This window comes from Stenotrophomonas sp. FBCC-B152, from assembly GCF_059134105.1.
Genome location: NZ_CP101442.1, coordinates 1,310,933 through 1,333,495, shown reverse-complemented (window position 1 = coordinate 1,333,495; position 22,563 = coordinate 1,310,933). Strand labels below are relative to the sequence as shown.

General features: G+C 66.2%; 18 protein-coding genes. 7 read left to right on the top strand and 11 right to left on the bottom strand.

The annotated features are described in order from the left end of the window. Nucleotides 1-20 precede the first annotated feature (20 nt). Nucleotides 21-1,229, top strand: a complete 1,209-nt coding sequence (locus tag NMB40_RS06475; protein WP_068851296.1) for an acetyl-CoA C-acyltransferase — start codon at nucleotides 21-23, stop codon at nucleotides 1,227-1,229. A 99-nt stretch (nucleotides 1,230-1,328) separates the two neighbouring features. Here the strand turns inward: NMB40_RS06475 and galU are convergent, their stop codons facing one another. The 8 genes from galU to cmk all read right to left on the bottom strand — a co-directional run bounded on the left by galU (nucleotide 1,329) and on the right by cmk (nucleotide 9,580). Continuing rightward, nucleotides 1,329-2,219, bottom strand: coding sequence for a UTP--glucose-1-phosphate uridylyltransferase GalU (gene galU / locus NMB40_RS06470; RefSeq protein ID WP_494360498.1), 891 nt, complete (start codon nucleotides 2,217-2,219; stop codon nucleotides 1,329-1,331). After that, a complete protein-coding gene (locus NMB40_RS06465; RefSeq protein WP_494360497.1) occupies nucleotides 2,216-4,123 on the bottom strand; it encodes a polysaccharide biosynthesis protein in 1,908 nt (635 codons plus the stop codon). Before NMB40_RS06465 ends, galU begins: the two co-directional genes overlap by 4 nt. 16 nt (nucleotides 4,124-4,139) lie before the next feature. Then, the gene (locus NMB40_RS06460; protein WP_494360496.1) at nucleotides 4,140-5,096 is read right to left on the bottom strand and encodes an MraY family glycosyltransferase; all 957 of its coding nucleotides are present in this window, start codon (nucleotides 5,094-5,096) and stop codon (nucleotides 4,140-4,142) included. 21 nt (nucleotides 5,097-5,117) lie between these two features. Then, nucleotides 5,118-6,296: a lipopolysaccharide assembly protein LapB gene (gene lapB / locus NMB40_RS06455; RefSeq protein WP_282246967.1), complete on the bottom strand. Its 1,179-nt coding sequence runs from the start codon at nucleotides 6,294-6,296 to the stop codon at nucleotides 5,118-5,120. A 6-nt stretch (nucleotides 6,297-6,302) separates the two neighbouring features. Further along, complete coding sequence (locus NMB40_RS06450; protein WP_282246968.1) at nucleotides 6,303-6,587, bottom strand: hypothetical protein; 285 nt, start codon at nucleotides 6,585-6,587, stop codon at nucleotides 6,303-6,305. Nucleotides 6,588-6,624: 37 nt separating this feature from the next. Further along, nucleotides 6,625-6,930 carry an integration host factor subunit beta gene (locus NMB40_RS06445; protein WP_017355596.1) on the bottom strand — a complete coding sequence of 102 codons (306 nt, stop codon included), beginning with the start codon at nucleotides 6,928-6,930 and terminating at the stop codon, nucleotides 6,625-6,627. An 89-nt stretch (nucleotides 6,931-7,019) separates the two neighbouring features. Beyond that, nucleotides 7,020-8,705, bottom strand: a complete 1,686-nt coding sequence (gene rpsA / locus NMB40_RS06440) for a 30S ribosomal protein S1 (RefSeq protein WP_070209366.1) — start codon at nucleotides 8,703-8,705, stop codon at nucleotides 7,020-7,022. A gap of 194 nt (nucleotides 8,706-8,899) precedes the next feature. Next, nucleotides 8,900-9,580, bottom strand: coding sequence for a (d)CMP kinase (cmk, locus tag NMB40_RS06435; RefSeq protein ID WP_068851276.1), 681 nt, complete (start codon nucleotides 9,578-9,580; stop codon nucleotides 8,900-8,902). A 193-nt stretch (nucleotides 9,581-9,773) separates the two neighbouring features. On the opposite strand from cmk, the gene ykgO reads away from it, so the two are divergent. The 6 genes from ykgO to NMB40_RS06405 all read left to right on the top strand — a co-directional run bounded on the left by ykgO (nucleotide 9,774) and on the right by NMB40_RS06405 (nucleotide 14,727). Continuing rightward, the gene (gene ykgO, locus NMB40_RS06430) at nucleotides 9,774-9,899 is read left to right on the top strand and encodes a type B 50S ribosomal protein L36 (RefSeq protein WP_017355593.1); all 126 of its coding nucleotides are present in this window, start codon (nucleotides 9,774-9,776) and stop codon (nucleotides 9,897-9,899) included. Between the two features lie 184 nt (nucleotides 9,900-10,083). Continuing rightward, the gene (locus NMB40_RS06425; RefSeq protein WP_282248445.1) at nucleotides 10,084-10,410 is read left to right on the top strand and encodes a hypothetical protein; all 327 of its coding nucleotides are present in this window, start codon (nucleotides 10,084-10,086) and stop codon (nucleotides 10,408-10,410) included. A 44-nt stretch (nucleotides 10,411-10,454) separates the two neighbouring features. Next, entirely contained in the window at nucleotides 10,455-11,492 is a 1,038-nt protein-coding gene (locus NMB40_RS06420; RefSeq protein ID WP_494360495.1) for an agmatine deiminase family protein, read from the top strand. 565 nt (nucleotides 11,493-12,057) lie between these two features. Further along, on the top strand, nucleotides 12,058-12,945 hold the full coding sequence (locus NMB40_RS06415) for a carbon-nitrogen hydrolase (RefSeq protein ID WP_282248021.1): 888 nt from the start codon (nucleotides 12,058-12,060) through the stop codon (nucleotides 12,943-12,945). Between the two features lie 23 nt (nucleotides 12,946-12,968). Beyond that, nucleotides 12,969-13,499, top strand: a complete 531-nt coding sequence (locus NMB40_RS06410; protein ID WP_210132333.1) for a GNAT family N-acetyltransferase — start codon at nucleotides 12,969-12,971, stop codon at nucleotides 13,497-13,499. Further along, nucleotides 13,492-14,727, top strand: a complete 1,236-nt coding sequence (locus NMB40_RS06405; RefSeq protein ID WP_448142513.1) for a TraB/GumN family protein — start codon at nucleotides 13,492-13,494, stop codon at nucleotides 14,725-14,727. The genes NMB40_RS06410 and NMB40_RS06405 overlap by 8 nt, the downstream gene beginning before the upstream one ends. 57 nt (nucleotides 14,728-14,784) lie before the next feature. Here NMB40_RS06405 and NMB40_RS06400 read toward each other — a convergent pair whose 3' ends face one another. Genes NMB40_RS06400 through NMB40_RS06390 form a run of 3 tightly spaced genes read right to left on the bottom strand, consistent with a single transcriptional unit; the run spans nucleotide 14,785 to nucleotide 22,537 of the window. Continuing rightward, nucleotides 14,785-17,880 carry an efflux RND transporter permease subunit gene (locus NMB40_RS06400; protein ID WP_494360494.1) on the bottom strand — a complete coding sequence of 1,032 codons (3,096 nt, stop codon included), beginning with the start codon at nucleotides 17,878-17,880 and terminating at the stop codon, nucleotides 14,785-14,787. Then, nucleotides 17,877-21,392 carry an efflux RND transporter permease subunit gene (locus tag NMB40_RS06395; RefSeq protein WP_494360493.1) on the bottom strand — a complete coding sequence of 1,172 codons (3,516 nt, stop codon included), beginning with the start codon at nucleotides 21,390-21,392 and terminating at the stop codon, nucleotides 17,877-17,879. The genes NMB40_RS06400 and NMB40_RS06395 overlap by 4 nt, the downstream gene beginning before the upstream one ends. Beyond that, complete coding sequence (locus NMB40_RS06390) at nucleotides 21,389-22,537, bottom strand: efflux RND transporter periplasmic adaptor subunit (protein WP_494360492.1); 1,149 nt, start codon at nucleotides 22,535-22,537, stop codon at nucleotides 21,389-21,391. Before NMB40_RS06390 ends, NMB40_RS06395 begins: the two co-directional genes overlap by 4 nt. Nucleotides 22,538-22,563: the final 26 nt, after the last annotated feature.

Genomic DNA, 22,563 nt, shown 5'->3' with positions numbered 1-22,563 from the left:
ACATTCAAGAGATCGCCACAATGACCAAGCAGATCCAGGACGCCTACATCGTCGCCGCCACCCGCACCCCGGTTGGCAAGGCGCCCAAGGGCGTGTTCCGCAATACCCGTCCCGACGACATGCTCGCGCACGTGCTCAAATCCGTGGTCGCGCAGGCCCCGGGCATCGACGTCAACCGCATCGATGACGCCATCATCGGCTGCGCCATGCCCGAAGCCGAGCAGGGCATGAACGTGGCGCGCATCGGCGTGCTGCTGGCCGGCCTGCCGGACACCATCGCCGCCCAGACCGTCAACCGCTTCTGCTCGTCCGGCCTGCAGGCCGTGGCGATGGCGGCCGACCAGATCCGCCTGGGCAATGCCGACCTGATGCTGGCCGGCGGCACCGAATCGATGTCGATGGTGCCGATGATGGGCAACAAGATCGCAATGGCGCCGAGCGTGTTCGACAACGACCACGTGGCCATCGCCTACGGCATGGGCATCACCGCCGAGAAGGTCGCCGAGGAATGGAAGGTGTCCCGCGAAGAGCAGGATGCGTTCGCGCTGGCCTCGCACCAGAAGGCCATCGCCGCGATCCAGAACGGCGACTTCAAGGATGAGATCAGCCCGTACGATGTGCGCACCCGCCAGCCGGACCTGGCCGACGGCCGCCGCATCATCACCCGCGACCGTATCGTCGATACCGACGAAGGCCCGCGCCTGGACTCGTCCGCCGAAGGCCTGGCCAAGCTGCGCCCGGTGTTCCGCAACGGCCAGTTCGGCGGCACGGTGACCGCCGGCAACTCCTCGCAGATGAGCGATGGTGCCGGTGCGGTGCTGCTGGCATCGGAACAGGCGGTCAAGGACTACGGCCTGAAGCCGCTGGCCCGCTTCGTCAGCTTCTCGGTCGCCGGCGTGCGCCCGGAAGTGATGGGCATCGGCCCGATCGCGGCCATTCCCAAGGCGCTCAAGCAGGCCGGCCTGACCCAGGACCAGCTGGACTGGATCGAGCTCAATGAAGCCTTCGCCGCGCAGTCGCTGGCGGTGATCCGCGATTGCGGCCTGGACCCGTCCAAGGTCAACCCGCTGGGCGGCGCCATCGCCCTGGGCCACCCGCTGGGCGCCACCGGCGCGATCCGTACCGCCACCCTGCTGCACGGCCTGCGCCGTCGCCAGCAGAAGTACGGCATGGTCACCATGTGCATCGGCACCGGCATGGGCGCAGCGGGTATTTTCGAGTCGTTGTAATGCAGTGCGAGGGAACCGGTCCAGGCCGGTTCCCGTCGGCAATAAAAAAGGCGACCCGTTGGGGTCGCCTTTTTCATGCGCGTGCATTGGACGGGAGGGTCAGCCCTCGTCTTCAGCCAGCATCTGTGCCAGCTTCTCTCGCGCCGGCTTGCCCAGCTTGTGGCTTTCCAGCGCGAAGCGGATGGTGGCTTCCACCAAGCCCAGGTGGGTACCGCAATCGAAGCGGGTGCCTTCGAACCGGTACGCGTTGACCTCATCGGTTTTCAGCAGCTCGGCGATGGCGTCGGTCAGCTGGATCTCACCGCCCGCGCCCTTGCCGGTGGCTTCGAGCAGGTCGAAGATCTTCGGGCTGAGCACGTAGCGGCCGACCACGGCCAGGTCGCTCGGCGCGTCCTCGGGCTTGGGTTTTTCCACGATCTGCGCGATGCGGCCCTTGCGGCCGTCGAAGGCCTCGGTCGCCACGATGCCGTAGCTGGCGGTGTTCTCGTGCGGCACGTCTTCAACGGCGATCACGCTGGCGCCGGTGGCCTGGTTCAGATCGGCCATCTGCTTCAGCGCGCCGTCGCCGCGGTTCCAGATCAGGTCGTCCGGCAGCAGCACCGCGAACGGCTCGTCGCCCACCACGGACTTGGCGCACAGCACCGCATGGCCCAGGCCCAGCGCTTCGGCCTGGGTCACGAACACCGCGCGCACGCCTTCCGGCAGCACGTTGCGCACCAGTTCCAGCAGCTCGGTCTTGCCCGCGCGCTCGAGCTTCTGCTCGAGCTCATAGGCCTTGTCGAAGTAGTCGGCCACCGCGTGCTTGTAGCGATTGGTGACGAAGATCAGGGTGTCGCAGCCTGCTTCGATCGCCTCATCCACGGCGTACTGGATCAGCGGCCGGTCGATGATCGGCAGCATTTCCTTGGGAACCGTCTTGGTTGCGGGAAGAAACCGGGTGCCCAGTCCCGCCACCGGGAAAACCGCCTTGCGAATACGCTTGTTCGTCACAGCCTGTTGGCCTCTCGTGCCGGAAAGGGAAGCACCTTAGCCGACTCGACGTGAGATTCCTGTTGCAACGGCGCAAATTCCGGCATGGTCGCGAACAGGATGCTGTTGATGGCATCGGTATCGTAATTGGCGATCGCCTCGCGCAGCCGCGGCACGTTGCCCAGCACCTGCTCGCGGGCAAAGGTGCGCACGCCCGCCTCCAGGATCTTGGGATGCGCGGTCGGGCGGTAGTCCTCGTCCGAATAGAACAGGGTCTCGTGCAGCTTCTCGCCAGGACGAAGACCGGTATAGATGATCGCGATGTCCTTGTACGGCTGCTTGCCGGCCAGGCGGATCATCTGCTCGGCCAGCACCCGGATCGGCACCGGCTCGCCCATGTCGAGCGTATAGATCGCCCCGTGCGAGGCCGACGCCGCCGCCTGCAGGATCAGCTGGCAGGCTTCGGGAATGGTCATGAAGTAGCGGGTCACTTCCGGGTCGGTGACCGTGACCGGCCCGCCCTTGAGGATCTGTTCGCGGAACACCGGCACCACGCTGCCGGCCGAGGCCAGCACGTTGCCGAAGCGCACGGTGACGAAGCGGGTGTGGCTGGTCTTCTGGTCCAGGCTCTGGCAGATCATCTCGGCGTAGCGCTTGCTGGCACCCAGCGCATTGACCGGGTCGACCGCCTTGTCGGTGGAGATGAACACGAAATGTTCGATCCGCGCTTCCACGCAGGCCCGCGCCACCGTTTCGGTGGACAGGATGTTGTTGCGGACCGCTTCGCGCAGCTGCCGCTCCAGCACGGGCACCTGCTTGTAGGCCGCCGCATGGAACACCGCATCCACCTGCGACAGCGACAAGGCGTGGCGGATCACCGCCGGGTCGCCGCAGTCACCCAGCACCGCCTCCACCAACAGGTCTGGGAAGCTGCGCTTGAGTTCGGCTTCGATGGTGAGCAGCAGCAGCTCGCTCATCTCCAGCAGTACGACCCGCCCTGCCCCGTGGCGCGCGCACTGGCGGCACAGTTCCGAGCCGATCGAACCACCGGCGCCGGTCACCAGCACGGTGCGCCCGCCCAGCCAGCCGCGGATCAGCGACCAGTCCGGCAGGATCGGCTTGCGCCCCAGCAGGTCCTCGATCGCCACTTCCTTCAGCTCACCGGGCAGCGAGTGGCCCAGCAGTACGTCGTTGAGCTTGGGCACCATGCGGAACGGCACCCCGGTGCTTTCGCAGATGGCCACTACCCGCTGCATGCCGGCGGCATCCAGCGAGGGGATGGCGATCACCAGCAGCTTGGCCGCCGTTTCGCGTACCACCGAGGCGGCATCGTCCAGCGTGCCCAGGATCGGCAGGCCCTGCAGCTTGGCCCCCTGCAGGTGCGGCGCATCGTCGAGCAGGCCGACCGGTTCGAAATCGCCCGACCGGCGCAGGTCACGCACCAGCGCTTCGGCGGCCTGGCCGGCGCCCAGGATGAGCACCCGGCGCGCCGTCGCATCCGACTGCAGCGCCTGGTAGTCCTTCCATGCCCGGTACAGCAGGCGCGGCGCGCCCAGCAGGGCCGACAGCGCGAACGGATAGATCACCAGCACCGACATCGGCACGCCATTGAAGCGCTTGTAGGCCAGCACCACCACGATGGCCAGCAACCCGATGAAGCTGGATTTGAAGATGTGCAGCAGGTCGGCCACGCTGGCGAACCGCCACAGGCCGCGGTACAGGCCCACGCGCCAGAACACGATGGCCTGGATCACCAGCACCAGCGAGGTGTCGATGTTCCACAGCGGCAACGAGGGGGCATCGGCCAGCATCGAATAGCGGCCGGCATGCAGCAACTGCCAGCACGCCCAGACCATGAAGAGGTCGTGGGCCACGATGGCGGCACGGGGAAGCAGACTCGTGAAACGGTCCTGCCAAGGCGTCATAAACCAAACAATCCTTCTAGTGGCGCATTCCCTTGCGCAGGAGTAGCCAAAGACCGCTGGCGCAGAATATCCACGCTAGGGCCACGGCAGCCTCCCACCTCGGCTGCAAGTACGTGCAAGCATTAAACACTGTAATACTGAACAGACCAAAAACAAAATACGACCCGGTAACCGAAGTGTGCGTTGCACCACTTTTGACGGCACGCTGATAAAGATGCTGGGTGTGGGGCTCCATCCATCTTTGCCCCGACAGCATGCGCGAAAGCAGTGTGAAGCCTGCGTCCACGAGGAACGCGGTCAGGGGCAACAGCAGCAGCAGCCAGGATATGTCGGTGGCCACGCTGGCCAGGCAGACCAACGCTGCGACGGCATAGCCTAGCGCCCCGCTGCCCACGTCGCCCATGAAGATTCTTGCACGCGGAAAATTGAACGGCAGGAAGCCCAGGCAGGCCAACGCCAGGACAATACCGGCCAAGGCCAGGGGTCCCGGCAGGACAAGCGCGAACGCGGCACCGGCCAGGATGGCCTGGCTGGTCGCGATCCCGTTGATCCCATCCATGAAATTCCAGATGTTGATCAGGGATGTCGTGAAGAGCAGCGCCAACAGGGCTTGCCAGGGGTTGCCTGTCGCGTCCCAGACCAGCCCCGCCAGCAGGCTGGCGGCCAGCAGGTGGACCAGCAACCGGCGCACGGCCGGCAGCGGCCGATGGTCGTCCCACCAGCCGATCCCGGCCACCAGCACCAGGCCCAGCCCCGACACCAGCAACGGCATCCGGGCGGTCGGCCAGGCGACCGCCGCCACGGCCAAGGCCAGCAGCAGGGTCACCACGATGGCGATGCCACCCCCGCGCGGGGTCGCCACCACATGGCTGCGGCGCTCCCCCGGCTGGTCGAACAGCTTGCGCCGCAGCGCGTACCGGCGGGCGCACCAGGTGAGCGCCGCCGCCACTGCCAGCACGGCCGGCAGTCCCATCCACCACACCGCCGGCATGGCTCAGAGCACCGCGTAGTTCAGCAGTGGCTTGACCGTGCCCCACTCCTTGCAGCTGGGGCATTGCCAGTGGTGGGTGCGCGCACCGAAGCCGCAGCGCGTGCAGCGGTAGGCCGGATTGCGGACCAGCAACTGGTCGGTGATGTGCTTGAGGTCATGCAGGGTGGCGGTGGAATCGGCACCCTCGGCCAGGGTCAGGTCGATCAACGCCGACTCGCCGCGCACCGACGGGCGATCCTTCAGCTGCCGGCCCAGGTAGGCGCGCGCCGGGGCCACGCCCTCCTGCTCTTCCATCAGCTGGGTCAGGGCCAGCACCGGGGCGATGCCGCGATAGTGCTCGGTCATTTCCGACAGGAACGCACGCGCCCCGCCCAGGTCGCCCACCTTGCGGTAGTTCTGCATCAACGGCTGCAGCACCTCGGGCAGGTATTCGGGGTCGTTGCGGGCGGCACGCTCGAACGCACGCACGGCCGCTTCGGCATTGCCGGCATCGGTTTCCAGGCGTCCTTCGATGATGCCGGCACGCACCGACATCGCATCGGCCTGGTAGGCGCGGGCAATGGCCGCGCGGGCTTCATCGATCTTGCCGGCACCCCGGAAGCGCTCGGCCAGTTCGCACTCGAACTGCCCCACCAGCTTGCCCATCGGCTCGCCGGTGACTTCTTCGTAGCGGGTGGCGTTGTCGATCGCCTTTTCCCAGTCGCGTTCGGCCTGGTAGATGCCGATCAGGTGCTTGAGCGCCTGCGGGGCGCGCTGGTCGATCTGGGCCAGCTCGGTAAAGACCGTTTCAGCACGGTCGAGCAGGCCGGACTTCATGTAGTCCTCGCCCAGCGCCAGCAGGGCCTGCACGCGCTGTGCATCGCTCAGGTCGGTACGGTTGACCAGCCCCTGGTGCAGGCGGATGGCGCGGTCAACCTCGCCACGGCGGCGGAACAGGTGGCCCAACGCGACCTGGGTCTCGAAGGTTTCCTTGTCCAGCTCGGCAATGTGCAGGAACAGTTCGATGGCTTTGTCGGGCTGCTCGTTGAGCAGGTAGTTCAGGCCACGGAAGTAGGTGCTGGAAAGATGGCTGACCTGGTTGTCACCATGGCGCTGGCCACCGCGCCGGCCGATCACCCAGCCGGACACCGCTGCCAGCGGCAGGAACAGGAAAAACCAGAACCACTCGGATACAAATTCCATCGGCGCTCAACGTCCGTCGAAAGGTGAAGAAGAAGATGCCACGGGGGCGGCGGCCGGAGCCGCTTTCTGCGCCTTGCGCAGTCGGGAATACAACGGAACCACCAGGCCCACCAGGACCAGCCCGGCGCCGATGATCGCACCGGTCAACAGGGCCACGGTAATGGCCAGGCCGGTACTCGAATGGATGGCAGTGAACCCCAGGTTGAGGGTCATGTCCTGCGAATTGAGGGCACCGATGACGAGCCCGGCCACCAGGACGGCCAGCAGGATCAACAGGCGTGCGACTTTCATTGTGGTAGCTCCCATTCCCTCAGGGGTCAAGAGTACCTCAGGCCGGATCGCTTTCCAGCGGTACCACGGCGCTTACGCGCTCACGGAGTTCCTTGCCCGGTTTGAAATGCGGGACATGCTTGCCCGGCAGTGCGACCGATTCCCCGGTCTTGGGGTTGCGCCCCAGCCGCGGCGGCCGGTAGTGCAACGAAAAACTGCCGAACCCGCGGATCTCGATGCGATCCCCGCCGGCCAGCGCCCCGCCCATCATTTCCAGCAACGACTTCACCGCCAGATCGACATCGTCCGACTTCAGATGCGCCTGTCGGCGCGCCAGGATTTCGATCAACTCGGATTTGGTCATTGCGGACTCGCGTCGAGGGTCTCAAACCCTGAAACGGCCCGGACAATTGTCCGGGCCGTCCAGGAAACTACTGCTACGGGTAAGGCCGATTACTCGGACTTGTTGCCGTTCAGCTGGGCGCGCAGCAGCGCGCCGAGCTGGGTGGTGCCGCTGGAAGCCGAAGAGGACTGGTATTCCTCCAGCACTTCGCGCATTTCCGCGTCGTCCTTGGCCTTGATCGACAGCTGCAGGGTACGACCCTTGCGATCCATGCCCACGAACTTCGCTTCAACCTTGTCGCCGACCTTCAGGAACTGGGTCGCGTCGTCGACGCGCTCGTTGGCAACGTCACGAGCCGAGACGTAACCTTCGATGCCGTCAGCCAGTTCGATGGTAGCGCCCTTGGCGTCCACTTCCTTGACCACGCCTTCGACCTTCGAACCCTTCGGGTTGGCAGCCATGTACTGACCGAACGGATCCTGCTCCAGCTGCTTGACGCCCAGGCTGATGCGCTCGCGCTCCGGATCGACGGCCAGGACGACGGCGTCCAGGTTGTCGCCCTTCTTGAAGTTGCGGACCACGTCTTCGCCGGTGGTGTTCCAGCTGATGTCGGACAGGTGCACCAGGCCGTCGATACCGCCGTCCAGGCCGATGAAGATGCCGAAGTCGGTGATCGACTTGATCTGGCCCGACACCTTGTCGCCCTTCTTGTGGATGGCAGCGAAGGTTTCCCACGGATTGGCGGCAACCTGCTTCATGCCCAGCGAGATGCGGCGACGCTCCTCGTCGACGTCCAGGACCATGACTTCAACTTCGTCACCGACCTGCACCACCTTGGACGGGTTGACGTTCTTGTTGGTCCAATCCATCTCGGAGACGTGCACCAGGCCTTCGACGCCCGGCTCGATCTCGACGAACGCGCCGTAATCGGTGACGTTGGAGACCTTGCCGAAGACGCGGCTGTTGGCCGGGTAACGACGGGCGATGTTGTCCCACGGATCCTCGCCCAGCTGCTTCAGGCCGAGCGAAACGCGGTTGCGCTCGCGGTCGAACTTCAGCACGCGCACGTCCAGCTCGTCGCCGACGTTCACGACTTCGGACGGATGGCGCACGCGCTTCCAGGCCATGTCGGTGATGTGCAGCAGGCCGTCGATGCCGCCCAGGTCCACGAATGCGCCGTAATCGGTCAGGTTCTTGACGACACCCTTCAGGATCGCGCCTTCCTGCAGCTTGTCCATCAGCTGCTCGCGCTCTTCCGAGTGCTCGCTTTCGACGACAGCGCGGCGCGAGACCACGACGTTGTTACGCTTGCGGTCCAGCTTGATGAGCTTGAATTCCAGCTCCTTGCCTTCCAGGTAGGCCGGGTCGCGCACCGGGCGCACATCCACCAGCGAACCGGGCAGGAACGCGCGGACATCCTTGATGTCCACGGTGAAACCACCCTTGACCTTGCCGCTGATGCGGCCGGTGATGGTTTCGTTCTTTTCCAGGGCTTCTTCCAGCTCGTCCCACACCATGGCGCGCTTGGCTTTCTCGCGCGACAGGACGGTTTCACCGAAGCCGTTCTCGATCGAGTCGAGGGCGACCTTGACGACATCGCCTTCGGCGACGTCGATTTCGCCGGCGTCGTTACGGAACTGTTCGATCGGCACGATGCCTTCGGACTTCAGGCCGGCGTTGATCACCACGACGTCGCCGCGGACTTCAACGACAACACCGCTGACGATGGCGCCCGGCTTCAGCTTGGCCAGATTGGCCTGGCTGGCTTCAAACAGTTCGGCAAATGATTCGGTCATTAGATTTACTCTGTTGGACACATGGGCATTGGTCCCCGCGAGGGTTCCGTTTACTGCCCGCCTGTTGGTCGACCCCGGAAACGCAGGTCGTGTGTGAAGTAGGAAAACCGCCACGCATCATTGCGGGACGGAGCTTTTACTGCATTGCGCTGGTGCGACTACCGCCGATGGAATGGCGGCCTCCTTGCAACGGATCAGGCACCCGAAACCGGAAGCAGATCCAGTACCTTGGCGACGACTTCGTCGATGCCGATACCACTGGTGTCGATGACGACGGCATCGTCTGCCGGCTTCAGGGGCGCCACTGTGCGCTGTGCATCACGGGCGTCGCGGGCCATGATCTCGCGCAGGAGGTCATCAAAGTTAACAGAAACCCCCTTGTCTTTCAACTGGTTATGCCGGCGCTCGGCGCGCTCTTCGGCACTGGCCGTCAGGAAGACCTTGAATGGGGCATCGGGGAAGATCACGGTCCCCATGTCGCGGCCGTCGGCCACCAGGCCGGGGAGAACCCTGAATGCGCGTTGACGCTCCTTCAGGGCAGCCCGGACCTCGGGAATGGCGGCAATGGCCGAGGCCAGGGCACCGGTGGTTTCCAGTCGCAGCTCGTCGGTGGCATCAGTCTCATTGACGATGACACGCAGGCTGCCGTCGTCGGCCTCGACGAAGCGGACATGGGTGTCGAAGGTGCAGCGGACCAGCGCCGAGGCGTCGGAGGTGTCGATATCGGCCCAGCTGGCGGCCACGCCCACGGCGCGGTACAGGGCGCCCGAATCCAGGTAATGCCAGCCCAGCCGGCGTGCGACAATGCGGCTGACGGTCCCCTTGCCGGCCCCGGACGGGCCGTCGATGGTGAGCACGGGAGAAGGCTGGTTCATGGGGTTCCCTGTGGATTTGACCCCCCATTCTAGCCCCTGCCCGGCCCCGTCCAAGACATTTTTAGTGCAAGCACTTGAAAGGATGGAAAAAAGCCCGGTAGAATGGCGGGCTTGAACGGGCGTCACCTGCCGATTGTCATCTGCATATCGCGGCCGCGCTCCAACCGAATCCACGTTTACGCCGAGGTATGCAATGAAAGTCCTGTCTTCCCTGAAGTCGGCCAAGTCCCGTCACCGTGACTGCAAGGTCGTCCGTCGTCGCGGCAAGATCTTCGTGATCTGCAAGTCGAACCCGCGTTTCAAGGCTCGCCAGCGCTGAGCCTTAGGGCGTCACGGCCACCGGTCGCGACCTGCCTGAATAAAAAGCCGCCTCCGGGCGGTTTTTTATTGCCAATTTTGTTGTAATCGCCGGGTAGGCCACGACCGTCGGTCGTGGGTGATTTGCCGGTAGGTCACGACCGTTGGTCGTGACCCCATTCTTGATAACTGGGGAGTAGATCGAGATGAAGCGTTACCTGACCACACTGCCGTTGCTTGCCCTGCTGGCCTGCGCCAGCGCCCACGCCGACACCCTGCTGATCGACCGCACCAAGGAACAGGTCGCGCCGGTGGTGCCGGTCCGCGGCCAGACCGCCAGCCAGGTGCTCAGCACCTTCGGCGAACCGAGCGAGAAGCTGGAACCGCGCGGCGGCCAGAAGCGCCAGTGGCCGACCATCAACCGCTGGGTCTACCCGATGTTCACCGTCTACTTCGAGAAGCAGAAGGTGATCGACGTGGTGGCCAACAAGGCCGACGCCAACGAAGTCGGCCCGAAGCCGCCGATCCGCTGATCCACCAGAACGCCCGCCGCCCGGCGGGCCATCGCACCGAGACCATGAACGACACGCTCCGCTTTCCGGCCGAATGGGAATCCCAGTCCGCCATCCTGATCGCCTGGCCCCACGCCGACACCGACTGGGCCGACCGCCTGGGTGACGTCGAGGACACCTACATCGCGCTGGTCGCGGCCATCACCCGCTTCCAGCCGGTGGTGATCATCGTGGCCGACGACGACCTGGAGGCGTACGCCGACGCGCGCCTGCGCTCCAACCGCATCGACACGGACCGCGTGCGGTTCGTCACCGCGCCGTACGACGACACCTGGCTGCGCGATTCGGGCCCGATCACGCTGCGCCGCGCCGACGGCGGCTTCCGCCTGCTGGACTTCCGCTTCACCGGCTGGGGCGGCAAGTTCGAGGCCAGCCTGGACGACCAGCTGGTCGGCGTGCTGCATGCCGCCAACCTGTTCGCCGACGCGGAACTGCAGAGCATTCCGTTCGCGCTGGAAGGCGGCGCCATCGAGACCGATGGCGCGGGCACCCTGCTCACCACCTGGAAGTGCCTGCACGAACGCCACCCGGACCGGGATCGGGCGTCGCTGAGCGCGGACATGGCGAGCTGGCTGGCGCAGGACCGGGTGCTGTGGCTGGACCACGGCTACCTGGAAGGCGACGACACCGACGCGCACATCGACACGCTGGCGCGCTTCGCCTCGGTGGACAGCATCGTCTACCAGGCCTGCGATGACGCCACCGATTCGCACCATGCCGAGCTGCAGGCGATGGGCAACGAACTGGCCGCGCTGCGCACCGCCGACGGCCAGCCGTACCGCCTGTTCCCGCTGCCTTGGGCACGCCCGGTGATCGACGAAGGCCGCCGCCTGGCCGCGTCCTACGCCAATTATCTGATCCTCAACGGCGCAGTCCTGATGCCGGCCTACGGCGACGTGGCCGACGACGCGGCACGCGACGTGCTGGCCCAGGCCTACCCGGACCACGAGATCGTGCAGGTACCCTGCCGCTCGCTGATCTGGCAGAACGGCAGCCTGCATTGCATCACCATGCAGTTGCCTTCCGGACTGTTGGCTGCGTAAAGCACGTCGGCATTCGATGGTTTCCTTGGCGCCGGGCTTTTTGCCCGGCGCTTTTTGGTTTTGGGCGAACAGCCGGTGGCCATCGCTTGGTCTGAGCTGGGCCGGCGGGTGCGGGGGTACGGGGGGCGCCGTGAACCCATCCCTGGGGGCTCTTGCGAAACATCCATGTTTCGCAAAGCCCCCGTACCCCCGCCCCCGCCGACCCCCGACAGTGCGTCGGTGGCCACGGAGATCAACGGCGGCGCCGATCTTTGTCATGAATAATTGGTGGAAGCCGCGTAGAGCCACGCCCTGCGTAGCTGCCCTTCCATCCGCGCGCGACCCACTGTGGGGGACGGCCGGCGGGCAGCCCACGTAGGGACTGTCAAAAACATGGATGTTTTTGCCAAGCCCCCAAGGATGGGTTTACGGCGTGTCCCGTAGTGGGCTGCCCGCCGGCTGGCCCAGCCCGTAAAGGTGAACAGCTGCTCTTGGCGACCAACCAAGCACCCCATTTATCACCCAGCACGCCGCACACACCCATCCGCGATAAACTGCGTCTTTCCCCCTGCAGGACCCGCCCCGGATGAGCTCACGCCACACCCTTTCCGTCGCCCTGATCCAGGAGCGCAACCACGGTGACGCGGCCGCCAACCTGGCCGTGATCGAAACGCGCGTGGCTGAAGCGGCTGCCCAGGGTGCCAAGCTGGTCCTGCTGCAGGAACTGCACAACGGCGCGTACTTCTGCCAGCACGAATCGGTGGATGAGTTCGACCTGGCCGAACCGATCCCCGGGCCGAGCACCGAGCGTCTCGGCGCGCTGGCGAAGAAGCATGGCGTGGTGATCGTCGGCTCGCTGTTCGAGCGCCGCGCCGCCGGCCTGTACCACAACACCGCCGTGGTGTTCGAGAAGGACGGCACCCTGCTGGGCAAGTACCGCAAGATGCACATCCCGGACGATCCCGGCTTCTATGAGAAGTTCTACTTCACCCCCGGCGACATCGGCTTCAAGCCGATTGATACCTCGGTGGGCCGCCTTGGCGTGCTCGTCTGCTGGGACCAGTGGTACCCCGAAGCCGCGCGCCTGATGGCGCTGGCGGGTGCCGAACTGCTGCTCTACCCCACCGCCATCGGCTGGGATCCGGACGACCAGAAGGACGAACAGGGCCGCCAGCGCGATGCCTGGGTGCTCAGCCACCGTGGCCACGCCGTGGCCAACGGCGTGCCCGTGCTGAGCTGCAACCGCGTCGGCCATGAGCCCTCGCCGATCGGCGCCTCCGGCATCCAGTTCTGGGGCAACAGCCACGTGCTGGGCCCGCAGGGTGAGTTCATCGCCGAAGCCGGTGGCGAACCCACCGTGCTGGTCTGCGATGTCGACCTGCAGCGCAGCGAACACGTGCGCCGCATCTGGCCGTTCCTGCGCGACCGCCGCATCGACGCCTACGGCGACCTGCTCAAGCGCTACATCGACTGATTTCCCCACAGGAACCCTGCCCCGTGACCGTGCTGCTGCGCGACGCCACCGATGCCGACATTGCGGCCATCACCGCGATCTATGCGGTGGAAGTAACCGACTTCGTCAACACCTATGAGTACGACGTTCCGGATGCGGCCGAGATGCAGCGGCGCATGCACGACATCGTCGCACGCGGCTTTCCGTACATCGTGGCCGAGGTCGATGGCCACGTGGCCGGCTACGCCTATGCCAACACCTACCGTGGCCGCATCGCCTACCAGTGGACGGTCGAAAACTCCGTCTACGTCGATGCCGCGTTCCAGGGCAAGGGCGTCGGCACCGCACTGATGCAGGGCCTGATCGACGCCTGCGTCGCGCGTGGCTACCGGCAGATGGTGGCGGTGATCGGCGAACCGACCAACACCGCATCGATCAAGCTGCACGAACGCTTCGGCTTCCACCTGGTCGGCATTTTCCGTGGCCTGGGCCGCAAGCATGGGCGCTGGCTGGATACGGTGCAGATGCAGCGCGCGCTCGGCGACGGTGTCGACAGCGCCCCTTCGAATGAATGATGAAATGACTGAAAACCTGATGGACGACAACGGCGACACCCTGTTCGCCGGCCAGCCCGTGCGCGTGGTCGAGCGCGACGGCGTGCGCTACACCCTGCTGGGCACCGCGCACGTCTCGCAGGCCAGCGTGGAGGTGGTGGAACGGGCCATCAACAGCGGCCGCTTCGATGCCGTCGCGGTGGAGCTGGATCCGCAGCGCCTGCAGGCGCTGACCAATCCCGATGCACTGGCCAAGCTGGACCTGGTCGAAGTGATCCGCAAGGGCCGCGTGGCGCTGTTCGCCGCCAACCTCGCCCTGGCCGCCTACCAGCGGCGGCTGGCCGAACAGCTGGGCATCGAGCCCGGCGCTGAGCTCAAACGCGCGGTCGGCCTGGCCAACGCGCACAACCTGCCGGTGCACCTGATCGACCGCGAAGTGGGCCTGACCTTCAAGCGCGCCTCGCAGCGGCTGGGCTTCTTCGGCAAGATCAAGCTGGTCATGGGCCTGGGTGCCGGCCTGTTCGCCTCCGAAGACGTCGGCGAAGACGAGATCGAGAAGCTCAAGCAGGGTGACATGCTGGAAGCGAGCTTCGGCGAGTTCGCCAGCGAAAGCCCGGCGCTGTACGAAACCATCATCGGCGAGCGTGACCGCTACATGGCCACCCGCCTGCGCGAAGTGCATGATCCGGCGCAGCGCGAAGTGCTGGCCGTGGTCGGTGCCGGCCACCTGGCCGGGCTGGCGAAGTACCTGGAATCGGACACCGAAGCGCCCGGCCCGCTGCGCGCATCGCTGGAAGACGTGCCGAAAAAGCGCAACATTCCGTGGATCACGCTGACCATCCTGGCGGTGGTGCTGGCAGGTATTGCCGTGGGTTTCTATCGCGGTGGGCTGGGCGTGGGCACCGAGCTGCTGGCGGTGTGGGCGATGTACACCGGTGGCCTGGCCGGGTTGGGTTGCCTGCTGGCCGGCAGCCATCCGCTGAGCATCCTCACCGCGATCGTGGTGGCGCCGTTCAAGCCGTTCCGCCTGAGCATCCCGACCGGCGCGTTTGCCGCGCTGGTCGAGGCGCGCCTGCGCAAGCCGGCGTACGAGGATTTCCTCAAGCTGCGCGATGACGCGCAGAGCGTGCGCGGCTGGTACCGCAACCGCGTCACCCGGGTGGTGCTGACCTTCATGCTGACCAACCTGGGCAGCATGCTGGGCTTGTGGCTGACCGGCTTCCAGGTGTGGAACAAGGTCGGCGGCTGATAACGCCCAACCGATGTCTGTTGTGAAGAGGGCCACGCATTGCGTGGCCCTTTTCGTTCATGCCGGTTCGATCACCGCATTGCTGCCCTTGGGCGGCAGCCCCCTCGCCCGCCGCACGATGCGGGCCACGTTGATGCTCATGTCGTCGAGCATGGCGTAGATGGTCGGTAGGAACAGCAGGCTGACCACGGTGGAGAACGCCAGGCCGCCGGCAATGGCACGCGCCATCGGGTAGTACGGCGGCCCATCGCCCAGCAGCTGGGTGTCGGTGAGCGAGATCGGGACCATCGCCAGGATCGCCGTGCCCATCGTCATCATGATCGGGCGCAGGCGCTCGCGTGAGCCTTCCACCAGCGCCTGGGTGCGGGCCAGGCCGCGCCGGCGCAGGTTGTTGATGTGCTCGATCATCACGATGCCGTTGTTCACCACCACCCCCATCAGCACCAGGATGCCGATGAAGGACATGATCCCGAACGAGGTACCGGTGAGCCAGAACAACCAGAACACCCCGAAGATCGAGAACAGCACCCCGCTCATGATCGCCGCCGGGAACAGCAGCGATTCGAACACCGCCGCCATCACCACGTAGATCATCACCAGCGCGATGATCAGGTTGAACAGCATCTGCTGCATGGCCTCGTTGTCGTCACCGAAGTCGCCACCGTCGAAGGTGAAGGTGTAGCCGGCCGGGAAGCTCATCGGCTTGAGCGTTTCCTCCATCGCCTTGCGACCTTCCGGCGCGGTCACCTTCTCGGCCAGGTTGGCCTTGATGGTCAACGTGGTCTGGCGGTTGGTACGGCCCACGCGGGTGGCGGACGGCTTGATGCTGACGTCGACCAGGCTCAGCAGCGGCACCGAACGTCCGTCGCCGGTGCGCACGGTAAAGCTGGCCAGGTCTTCCGGACTGCTCTGTTCGGCGCCGGCGAAGCGCACCCACACCGGCACTTCGCTGTCACCGCGGCGGAACTCGCGCAGCGGTGCACCGCGCAGCGCCAGGCCGACGAAGCTGGCGACCTGCTCGGCATTGAAGCCGAACGCGGCGGCCCGTTCGCGGTCGACGTGGATGGACAGCTCGCTGCCCTTCTCGCCATTGTCGATGCGCACATCGCGCAGTTCCTTGCGCTGGGCCAGCAACGGCACCACGTCTTCGCCGATCTCCTGCAGCATCTGGGTCGAATCACCGACCAGCTGCACCTCCACGCCCTTGCTGCCACCGCCACCGCCGCCATCGCCGCCCTGGTTGCCAACGATGTAGTCGGCCCGCGCCGAACGCGGCAGCCCCTTGCGCAGCGACTCCTGCACGGCGGCCATGTTGCCCGCGTGCTTGGCGTCCAGGGTCACGATGGTGCTGCTGCCTTCCTGTTCGCTGTACCAGGAATACACCTGGGTGATGTGCAGCTTCTCGCGGTTCTGGTCCAGGTACTGTTCAACGCGCAGGATCTCGTCGGACATCTGCGCGCGGGTGAAGGCGCCCTTCCAGTTGTAGCCGATGAACACATCGGTTCCGCCTTCGCCGCCGAACATGTCGATCTTGGTCAGCTTCATCGGCACCAGGCTGACCAGCACCACCATGATGATGCCGAACACGCTCCAGCCACGGTGTTCCAGCGTCCATTGCAGCAGCTGGGCGTAACGGCGCTGCAGGCGCGCGATCACCCCGGTCTGCGAGTGCACCAGCTTGGGCGTCTGCATGCGCGCGGACAGCATCGGGATCAGGCTCACCGCCACCAGCCACGAGGCCATCAGCGAGACCGAGATGGTGATCGCGATCTGCGCCATGAAGATGCTGATGTTGTTGGTTTCGCCGAACAGGTTGGGCACGAACACGATGCAGTGGCACAGGGTGCCGGCGCTGAGCGCGATGGCCACGTTGCGGGTGCCGATGATCGAGGCCTGCACCGGCTGGTCGGGCATGCGCTCGCGTTCCTGGTAGATGCTCTCCACCACCACCACCGCGTTGTCCACCAGCATGCCCACCGCCAGCAGCAGGCCCATCATGGTCAGGATGTTGAGGGTCACGCCGACGAAGTACATGAAACCCAGGGTGATCACGAAACAGATCGGGATCGCCAGGGTCACCATCAGCGTCGACGGCCAGTGGCGCAGGAAGAAGAACAGCACCGTCACCGACAGCAGCAGGCCGACCGCACCGGCTTCGGCCAGCTCCAGCAGCGACGACGTCACCGTCTTGCCCTGGTTGTCGATCACCTTGATGTTCACATCGCGCATCGACGGCTGCCGGCGGATGGCTTCCACCTCGGCCAGTGCGCCACGCGAGACTTCCACCAGGTTGGCGCTGCGCTCCTTGTAGATGTCCAGGCCCACCGCCGGATTGCCATCCAGGCGGCGGCCATAGTTCATGCGCGCGGCCTTGAGCCGGACATCGGCGATGTCGCCCAGGCGCAGGCCCTTGGTATCGATGACCAGGTCGCGCAGCTCCTGCAGGTCGGTGATCTCGCCGACCGGCTGGATCCGCACCCGCTGGCCGTTGTCGTCGATCTGCCCGGCCGAGATCGAGAAGTTGAGCGTGCGCAGGCGGTCGCTGAGCTCGTTGATGCTCAGGTTGTGCGCGGTCAGGCGATCGGCATCGATCGCGATTTCCACTTCATTCGGTGGCGCACCGGAGATCTCCACCCGGGCCACGCCGGGAATGCGCTCGATCCGCCGCTTGAACTCGCGGTCCAGCATGTCATACGCACCGGTCAGGTCCGACGCACTGGCCAGGCGCACCTTCAGCACCGGCTCGTCGGTGCTGGACCACTTGAACACGTTGTAGCGCTGCAGGTCATCGGGCAGGTCGCTGCGGATCGCGTCGATGCGCTCGCGCGCATCCGAGGCGGCAATGGCGATGTCGCGGTCCCAGTCGGTGAACTCGATGAAGATGCTGGCGCCTTCGGCGGTGGCCTGGGAGCGCATGCGCTTGATCCCGGTCATCGTGGCCAGCGCTTCCTCGCTCGGCCGGATGATGGTGCGCTCCACTTCTTCGGGCGTGGAGCCGGTGTACGGCACCTGCACGAACAGGAACGGCGCGGAGATGTCCGGCAGCGCCTCCAGCGGCAGCCGGAACGAGGCGATCAGGCCCACCACCACCAGTGAGACGAAGCACATGATGGTGGTGATGGGGCGGCGGATGGAAAACTCGGCAATGCTCATGCCGGCTCCTGTGCCGCACCGCCGGCGGTGTGGGCATCGGAAGTGCCGCGATGGTGATGGCGGCCGCGCTCGCGGTAATAGGCATCGCCACGGCGATCGAGCAGGTCGTACACCACCGGGATCACCAGCAGGGTGAGCAGCGTGGACACCAGCAGGCCGCCGATCACGGTGATCGCCATCGGGGCGCGCACTTCGGCACCCTCGCCCATCGCCACCGCCAGCGGCAGGAAGCCGAACAGCGTGCACAGGGTGGTCATGATGATCGGGCGCAGGCGCGAGCGTGCGCCTTCCACCAGCGCCTCATGCTTGGCCACGCCGGCCTCGCGCAGCTGGTTGACCTTGTCGATCAGGATGATCGCGTTCTTGGTCACCAGCCCCACCAGCAGGATCAGGCCGATGAACACCACCACCGAGATCGGCTTGCCGGTGAGCATCAGCGCCAGGATCGCGCCGACCAGCGCCAGCGGAATGGTGAACAGGATGACGAACGGATGCAGCAGCGATTCGAACTGCGAGGCCATCACCAGGTAGACCAGGAAGATCGCCAGGCCGAAGGCGAAGATCAGCGAGCGCGCCGATTCGGCCAGCTCCTCGCCCTGCCCGCCGATGTGCATGCTGACGCCGGCACCCAGCGGATCGTTGGCCACCATGTCCTGCACTTCGCGCACCGCACCGCCCAGGTCGATGTCGCGCAGGTTGGCCGACACCACCGCCACGCGGGTCTGGTCGGCACGGTGGATCTCGCTGGGGCCATTGGTGGCCACCACGTCGGCCACCGCGTCCAGCGTCACCGGGCGCGTGCTGCCCGGGTTGACGATCAACCGGCGGATGCTCTCCACGCTGGCGCGGTCGCCTTCCTGGGCGCGCACCAGCACGTCGATCTTGCGGTCACGGAAGCTGTAGCGCGTGGCCACGTCGCCACGCACTTTCTTGACCACCACGTCGGCGATCTGCCGCGTGGTCAGGCCCAGCGCACCGGCGCGTTCCTGGTCGAAGCGGATCTGGATTTCCGGGAAACCCTCTTCCACGGTCGACTTCACATCGGCGTAGTGCGGGTTGCTGCGCAACCGGGCGGCCAGCGCCTGGCCGGCACGTTCCAGGGTGGCCATGTCCTGGCCGCGCAGCTCCACTTCCAGCGGCGTGGAGAAGCTGAACAATGCCGGCCGCGCGAAGTCGACCTGCACGCCCGGGTGGCCCTGCATCGAACCGCGCAGGCGCTCGGTGATCGCCGCCTCGGTGCGGGCGCTGCCGCCATCGGCCATCACCACGGTGAGCTTGCCGATGTTCTCGCCGCTTTCGGTCGGGCTGGCATCCAGCCGCGTGCCGCTGCCGCTCACCCCGTACAGGGAGGTGATGCTGTCGTCCTTGGCGTGGGCCAGCTGCAGTTCGCGCACCAGCGCATCGGTCTGCTTCAGCGGCGTGCCGGCCGGCAGCTTGGCGGTCATTTCAAAGCGGTCCTGGGCCAGCTGCGGAATGAGGTCCGCGCCCAGCATCGGCACCAGGGCCAGCGTGGCCACGAAGGCCAGTGCCGCCATGCCCAGCACTTTGCCCGGGTGGGCCAGCGCGTTCGGCAGCAGGCGCAGGTAACCGCGCTCGGCGCCGGCATACGGCTTCATGGCCAGGTCGCTGGCCTTGCGCATCACCGGGCCGATCACCGCCACCAGCAGGCGCCACACGCGCACGATGGCCCACGCGATGCCGAACACGGTCCAGCGCACCAGCGCGCCGAAGCCGCGACGGCCCCCGGCAACCGGCTTGAGCCAGCGGCGCTGCGGCTGCCACGCGGCATGCGCGGGCTCTTCCGGGAACGCCAGCGGCGGGCGGCCCTTGAGCGAGCTCAGCATCGGGATCAGGGTCATCGCCACCAGCAGCGAGATCGCGATGGCGATCGCCACGGTCAGCGCCTGGTCGCGGAACAGCTGGCCGGCGATGCCATCGACGAACACCAGCGGCAGGAACACCGCGATGGTGGTCAGGGTCGACGCCACCACGGCCATGCTCACTTCGCGGGTACCGGTGATGGCCGCCTGCAGGATGCCCAGGCCGCGCTCGCGCGCCTTGGCAATGCTTTCCAGCACCACGATGGAATCGTCCACCACCAGGCCGGTGGCAAGCGCCAGCCCGCCCAGCGACATCACGTTCAAGCTCAGCCCAAGCTGGCCCATGAAGAAGAACGTGGTGATGATCGAGACCGGCAGCGACAGGCTGATCACGAACGTGCTCCAGCCATCGCGCAGGAACAGGAAGATGATCAGGATGGCCAGCAGGCCGCCGATCACTGCGTCTTTCTTGACGTCGCTGATGGCGTGCTCGATGAAGCGCGACTGGTCTTCGATGGTGGTCAGTTCGGCATCACCGGGAATCTGCGCCTTGATCTGCTCCAGCTTGGCGCGCAGTGCTTCGGCGGTGGCCACCGTGTTGGCATCGCCTTCCTTGTAGATGGCCAGTTCCACCGCTTCGCGGCCGCCCAGGCGGATGATCGCTTCGCGTTCCTTGAAGCCCTGGCGCACCGTGGCCACGTCCTTCAGCCGCACCGGCACGCCGTTGGCCACGGTGGTGGAGCTGCTGCTGGAGGCGCTCTGCGCGGCCGACGCGGCGGCGACCGCAGCATCCGAACCGGTCGAGGCGGCGATGGCGAACATCTGCTGCATGGCCGCGTCGGCAGCGCTGCCGTTGCTGCCCTGGGTGGTCACCAGCAGGTTGCGGATGTCTTCCAGGTCGGCGAACTGGTTGACGGTGCGCACCAGGAAGCGCTGCGAGCCTTCCTCCAGGCGCCCACCGGAAATGTTGATGTTCTCTTCCTTCAACCGCTTGATGACGGTATCGATCGGCAGGTTGAGCTGGGCCAGCTTCTGCTGGTCGATGTCGACCTGGATTTCATCTTCCAGGCCACCGCCCACCTTCACCGCCGCCACCCCGGCCACCGGTTCGAGCTTCTTCTTCAGGTCTTCATCGGCATAGCGGCGCAGCGCGGTGAGCTGGCGCACGGCGTCGGCATCGCTGGCCGGGTCGTCCTTGGCCGCGATCACCAGGCGCATGATCGGCGCGGTGGACGGATTGAAGCGCAGCAGCACCGGGGCCTTGGCCTCCAGTGGCAGGTTCAGCGCTTCCATCTTGTCGCGCACCTCCAGGCTGGCCTGGTCCATGTTGGTGCCCCAGGCGAACTCCAGCACCACGTCGCTCTGCCCGGTGCGCGAGATCGACTTGAGCTTGCGCAGGTTCTTGACCACGCCCACGGCCTCTTCGACCGGTTCGGTGATCAGCGTTTCGATCTCGGTCGGTGCCGCGCCGGTGTATTCGGTGCGCACGGTCAACGTCGGATAGCTCAGGTCCGGCAGCAGGTTGACCTTGAGGTTGCCCAGCGCGATCAGGCCGAACAGCACCAGGGTGATCATGAACATGAAGATGGTGACGCGGCGGCGGGTGGCGAATTCCACCAGGCCGCCGCCAGGCGCCGCCGGGCCTTCGCCCGGCCGCGGTTCGTTGCCGTGGTCGTGGCCGGCCGAACTCATTGACGGGTCTCCGCCTTGGCCGGGGCGGCCTTGCTGGCCACCGCGGTGGCCGGCTTGTCGCCGATCACCTGCACGGCGGTGCCATCGCGCAGGGCGACCTTGCCGGCCGTCACCACCTTGTCGCCCACCGCCAGGCCATCGCGGATTTCCACCCACGGGCCTTCGGCGTAGCCCAGCTTGACCGGCACGCGGGCGACCTTGCCGCCACGCACGCGGAACACGGCCGGGTCGCCGTCGTCGAGCAGCGCCAGGCGCGGCACCACCAGCGCGTCGGCGCGCTGGTCGTAGTCGATGCGGATACGCCCGAACATACCCGGCTGCAGGCCGGCGGCATCTTCGCCGAAGCCGCTGACCACGCGGAAGGTGCCGCTGCCGGCATCGACCACCGGGGAAATACGGTCCACCGTGCCGGGGAAGGATTTACCCGGCAGCGCATCGGCCACCAGGGTCACCGGCTGGCCGGGACGCAGCGTGGCCAGTTCACGCTCCGGTACGTTGAGCGTGGCTTCCAGCCGCGAGTTGTCGACGATGCGGAAGATCGGCGTGTTGATCTGCACGAAGTTGCCGGTCTTGATCGAGCGCGATGCGATCACGCCGGAGATCGGTGCCACCACGGTGGTGTAGGACAGTTCGAGGGTCGCCAGGCGGTATTGCGCGCGGGCGTTTTCCAGGTCGAAGCGCAACTGGTCGACGTCGGCGGCGCTGACCATCTGCTGGCCCACCAGCTTCTGGGCGCGCTGGAAGCTGTTTTCCAGCTTGCGCATCTGCGCTTCGCTCTGGGCCACGGCCAGCCGTGCGCGATCCGGGTCCAGCCGCACCAGCGGCTGCCCGGCGCGGACCTGCTGGCCTTCTTCGACCATCACCGCCAGGGCCACGCCTGACGTCTTTGCCACCACCTGCGATTCGGCGCGCGCTTCCAGCGCGGCGGTGCCGGTGTAACTGGCGGCAACCGCACGGCGGCTGGCCGCCACCGCCTCCACCGGGACGGCGTCGGGGGCTTTTTCGGCCTTGGGATCCTTTTCGGCCGCCGCGGCATCGCCGGCGGGGCCACCCGCGCCGCAACCGCCCAGCAGCAGGGTCGTAGTGATCAGCAGCGCCGCGGCGCAGGTTCCGGTGCGGCCGGGCAGAAGAGAGATTCGCAACATCGTCGTGTCCCTGAAGGATGCGTGGG

Bases quoted from the DNA above. Each gene is read 5' to 3' on its own strand.
- NMB40_RS06425 (WP_282248445.1), top strand. From the start codon at position 10,084: ATGAAGCGTTACCTGACCACACTGCCGTTGCTTGCCCTGCTGGCCTGC.
- NMB40_RS06415 (WP_282248021.1), top strand. From the start codon at position 12,058: ATGAGCTCACGCCACACCCTTTCCGTCGCCCTGATCCAGGAGCGCAAC.
- ykgO (WP_017355593.1), top strand. From the start codon at position 9,774: ATGAAAGTCCTGTCTTCCCTGAAGTCGGCCAAGTCCCGTCACCGTGAC.
- NMB40_RS06475 (WP_068851296.1), top strand. From the start codon at position 21: ATGACCAAGCAGATCCAGGACGCCTACATCGTCGCCGCCACCCGCACC.
- NMB40_RS06390 (WP_494360492.1), bottom strand. From the start codon at position 22,537: ATGTTGCGAATCTCTCTTCTGCCCGGCCGCACCGGAACCTGCGCCGCG.
- NMB40_RS06460 (WP_494360496.1), bottom strand. From the start codon at position 5,096: ATGGGACTGCCGGCCGTGCTGGCAGTGGCGGCGGCGCTCACCTGGTGC.
- NMB40_RS06400 (WP_494360494.1), bottom strand. From the start codon at position 17,880: ATGAGCATTGCCGAGTTTTCCATCCGCCGCCCCATCACCACCATCATG.
- NMB40_RS06450 (WP_282246968.1), bottom strand. From the start codon at position 6,587: ATGAAAGTCGCACGCCTGTTGATCCTGCTGGCCGTCCTGGTGGCCGGG.
- cmk (WP_068851276.1), bottom strand. From the start codon at position 9,580: ATGAACCAGCCTTCTCCCGTGCTCACCATCGACGGCCCGTCCGGGGCC.
- NMB40_RS06465 (WP_494360497.1), bottom strand. From the start codon at position 4,123: ATGACGCCTTGGCAGGACCGTTTCACGAGTCTGCTTCCCCGTGCCGCC.
- NMB40_RS06395 (WP_494360493.1), bottom strand. From the start codon at position 21,392: ATGAGTTCGGCCGGCCACGACCACGGCAACGAACCGCGGCCGGGCGAA.
- lapB (WP_282246967.1), bottom strand. From the start codon at position 6,296: ATGGAATTTGTATCCGAGTGGTTCTGGTTTTTCCTGTTCCTGCCGCTG.
- NMB40_RS06420 (WP_494360495.1), top strand. From the start codon at position 10,455: ATGAACGACACGCTCCGCTTTCCGGCCGAATGGGAATCCCAGTCCGCC.
- NMB40_RS06405 (WP_448142513.1), top strand. From the start codon at position 13,492: ATGAATGATGAAATGACTGAAAACCTGATGGACGACAACGGCGACACC.
- NMB40_RS06445 (WP_017355596.1), bottom strand. From the start codon at position 6,930: ATGACCAAATCCGAGTTGATCGAAATCCTGGCGCGCCGACAGGCGCAT.
- rpsA (WP_070209366.1), bottom strand. From the start codon at position 8,705: ATGACCGAATCATTTGCCGAACTGTTTGAAGCCAGCCAGGCCAATCTG.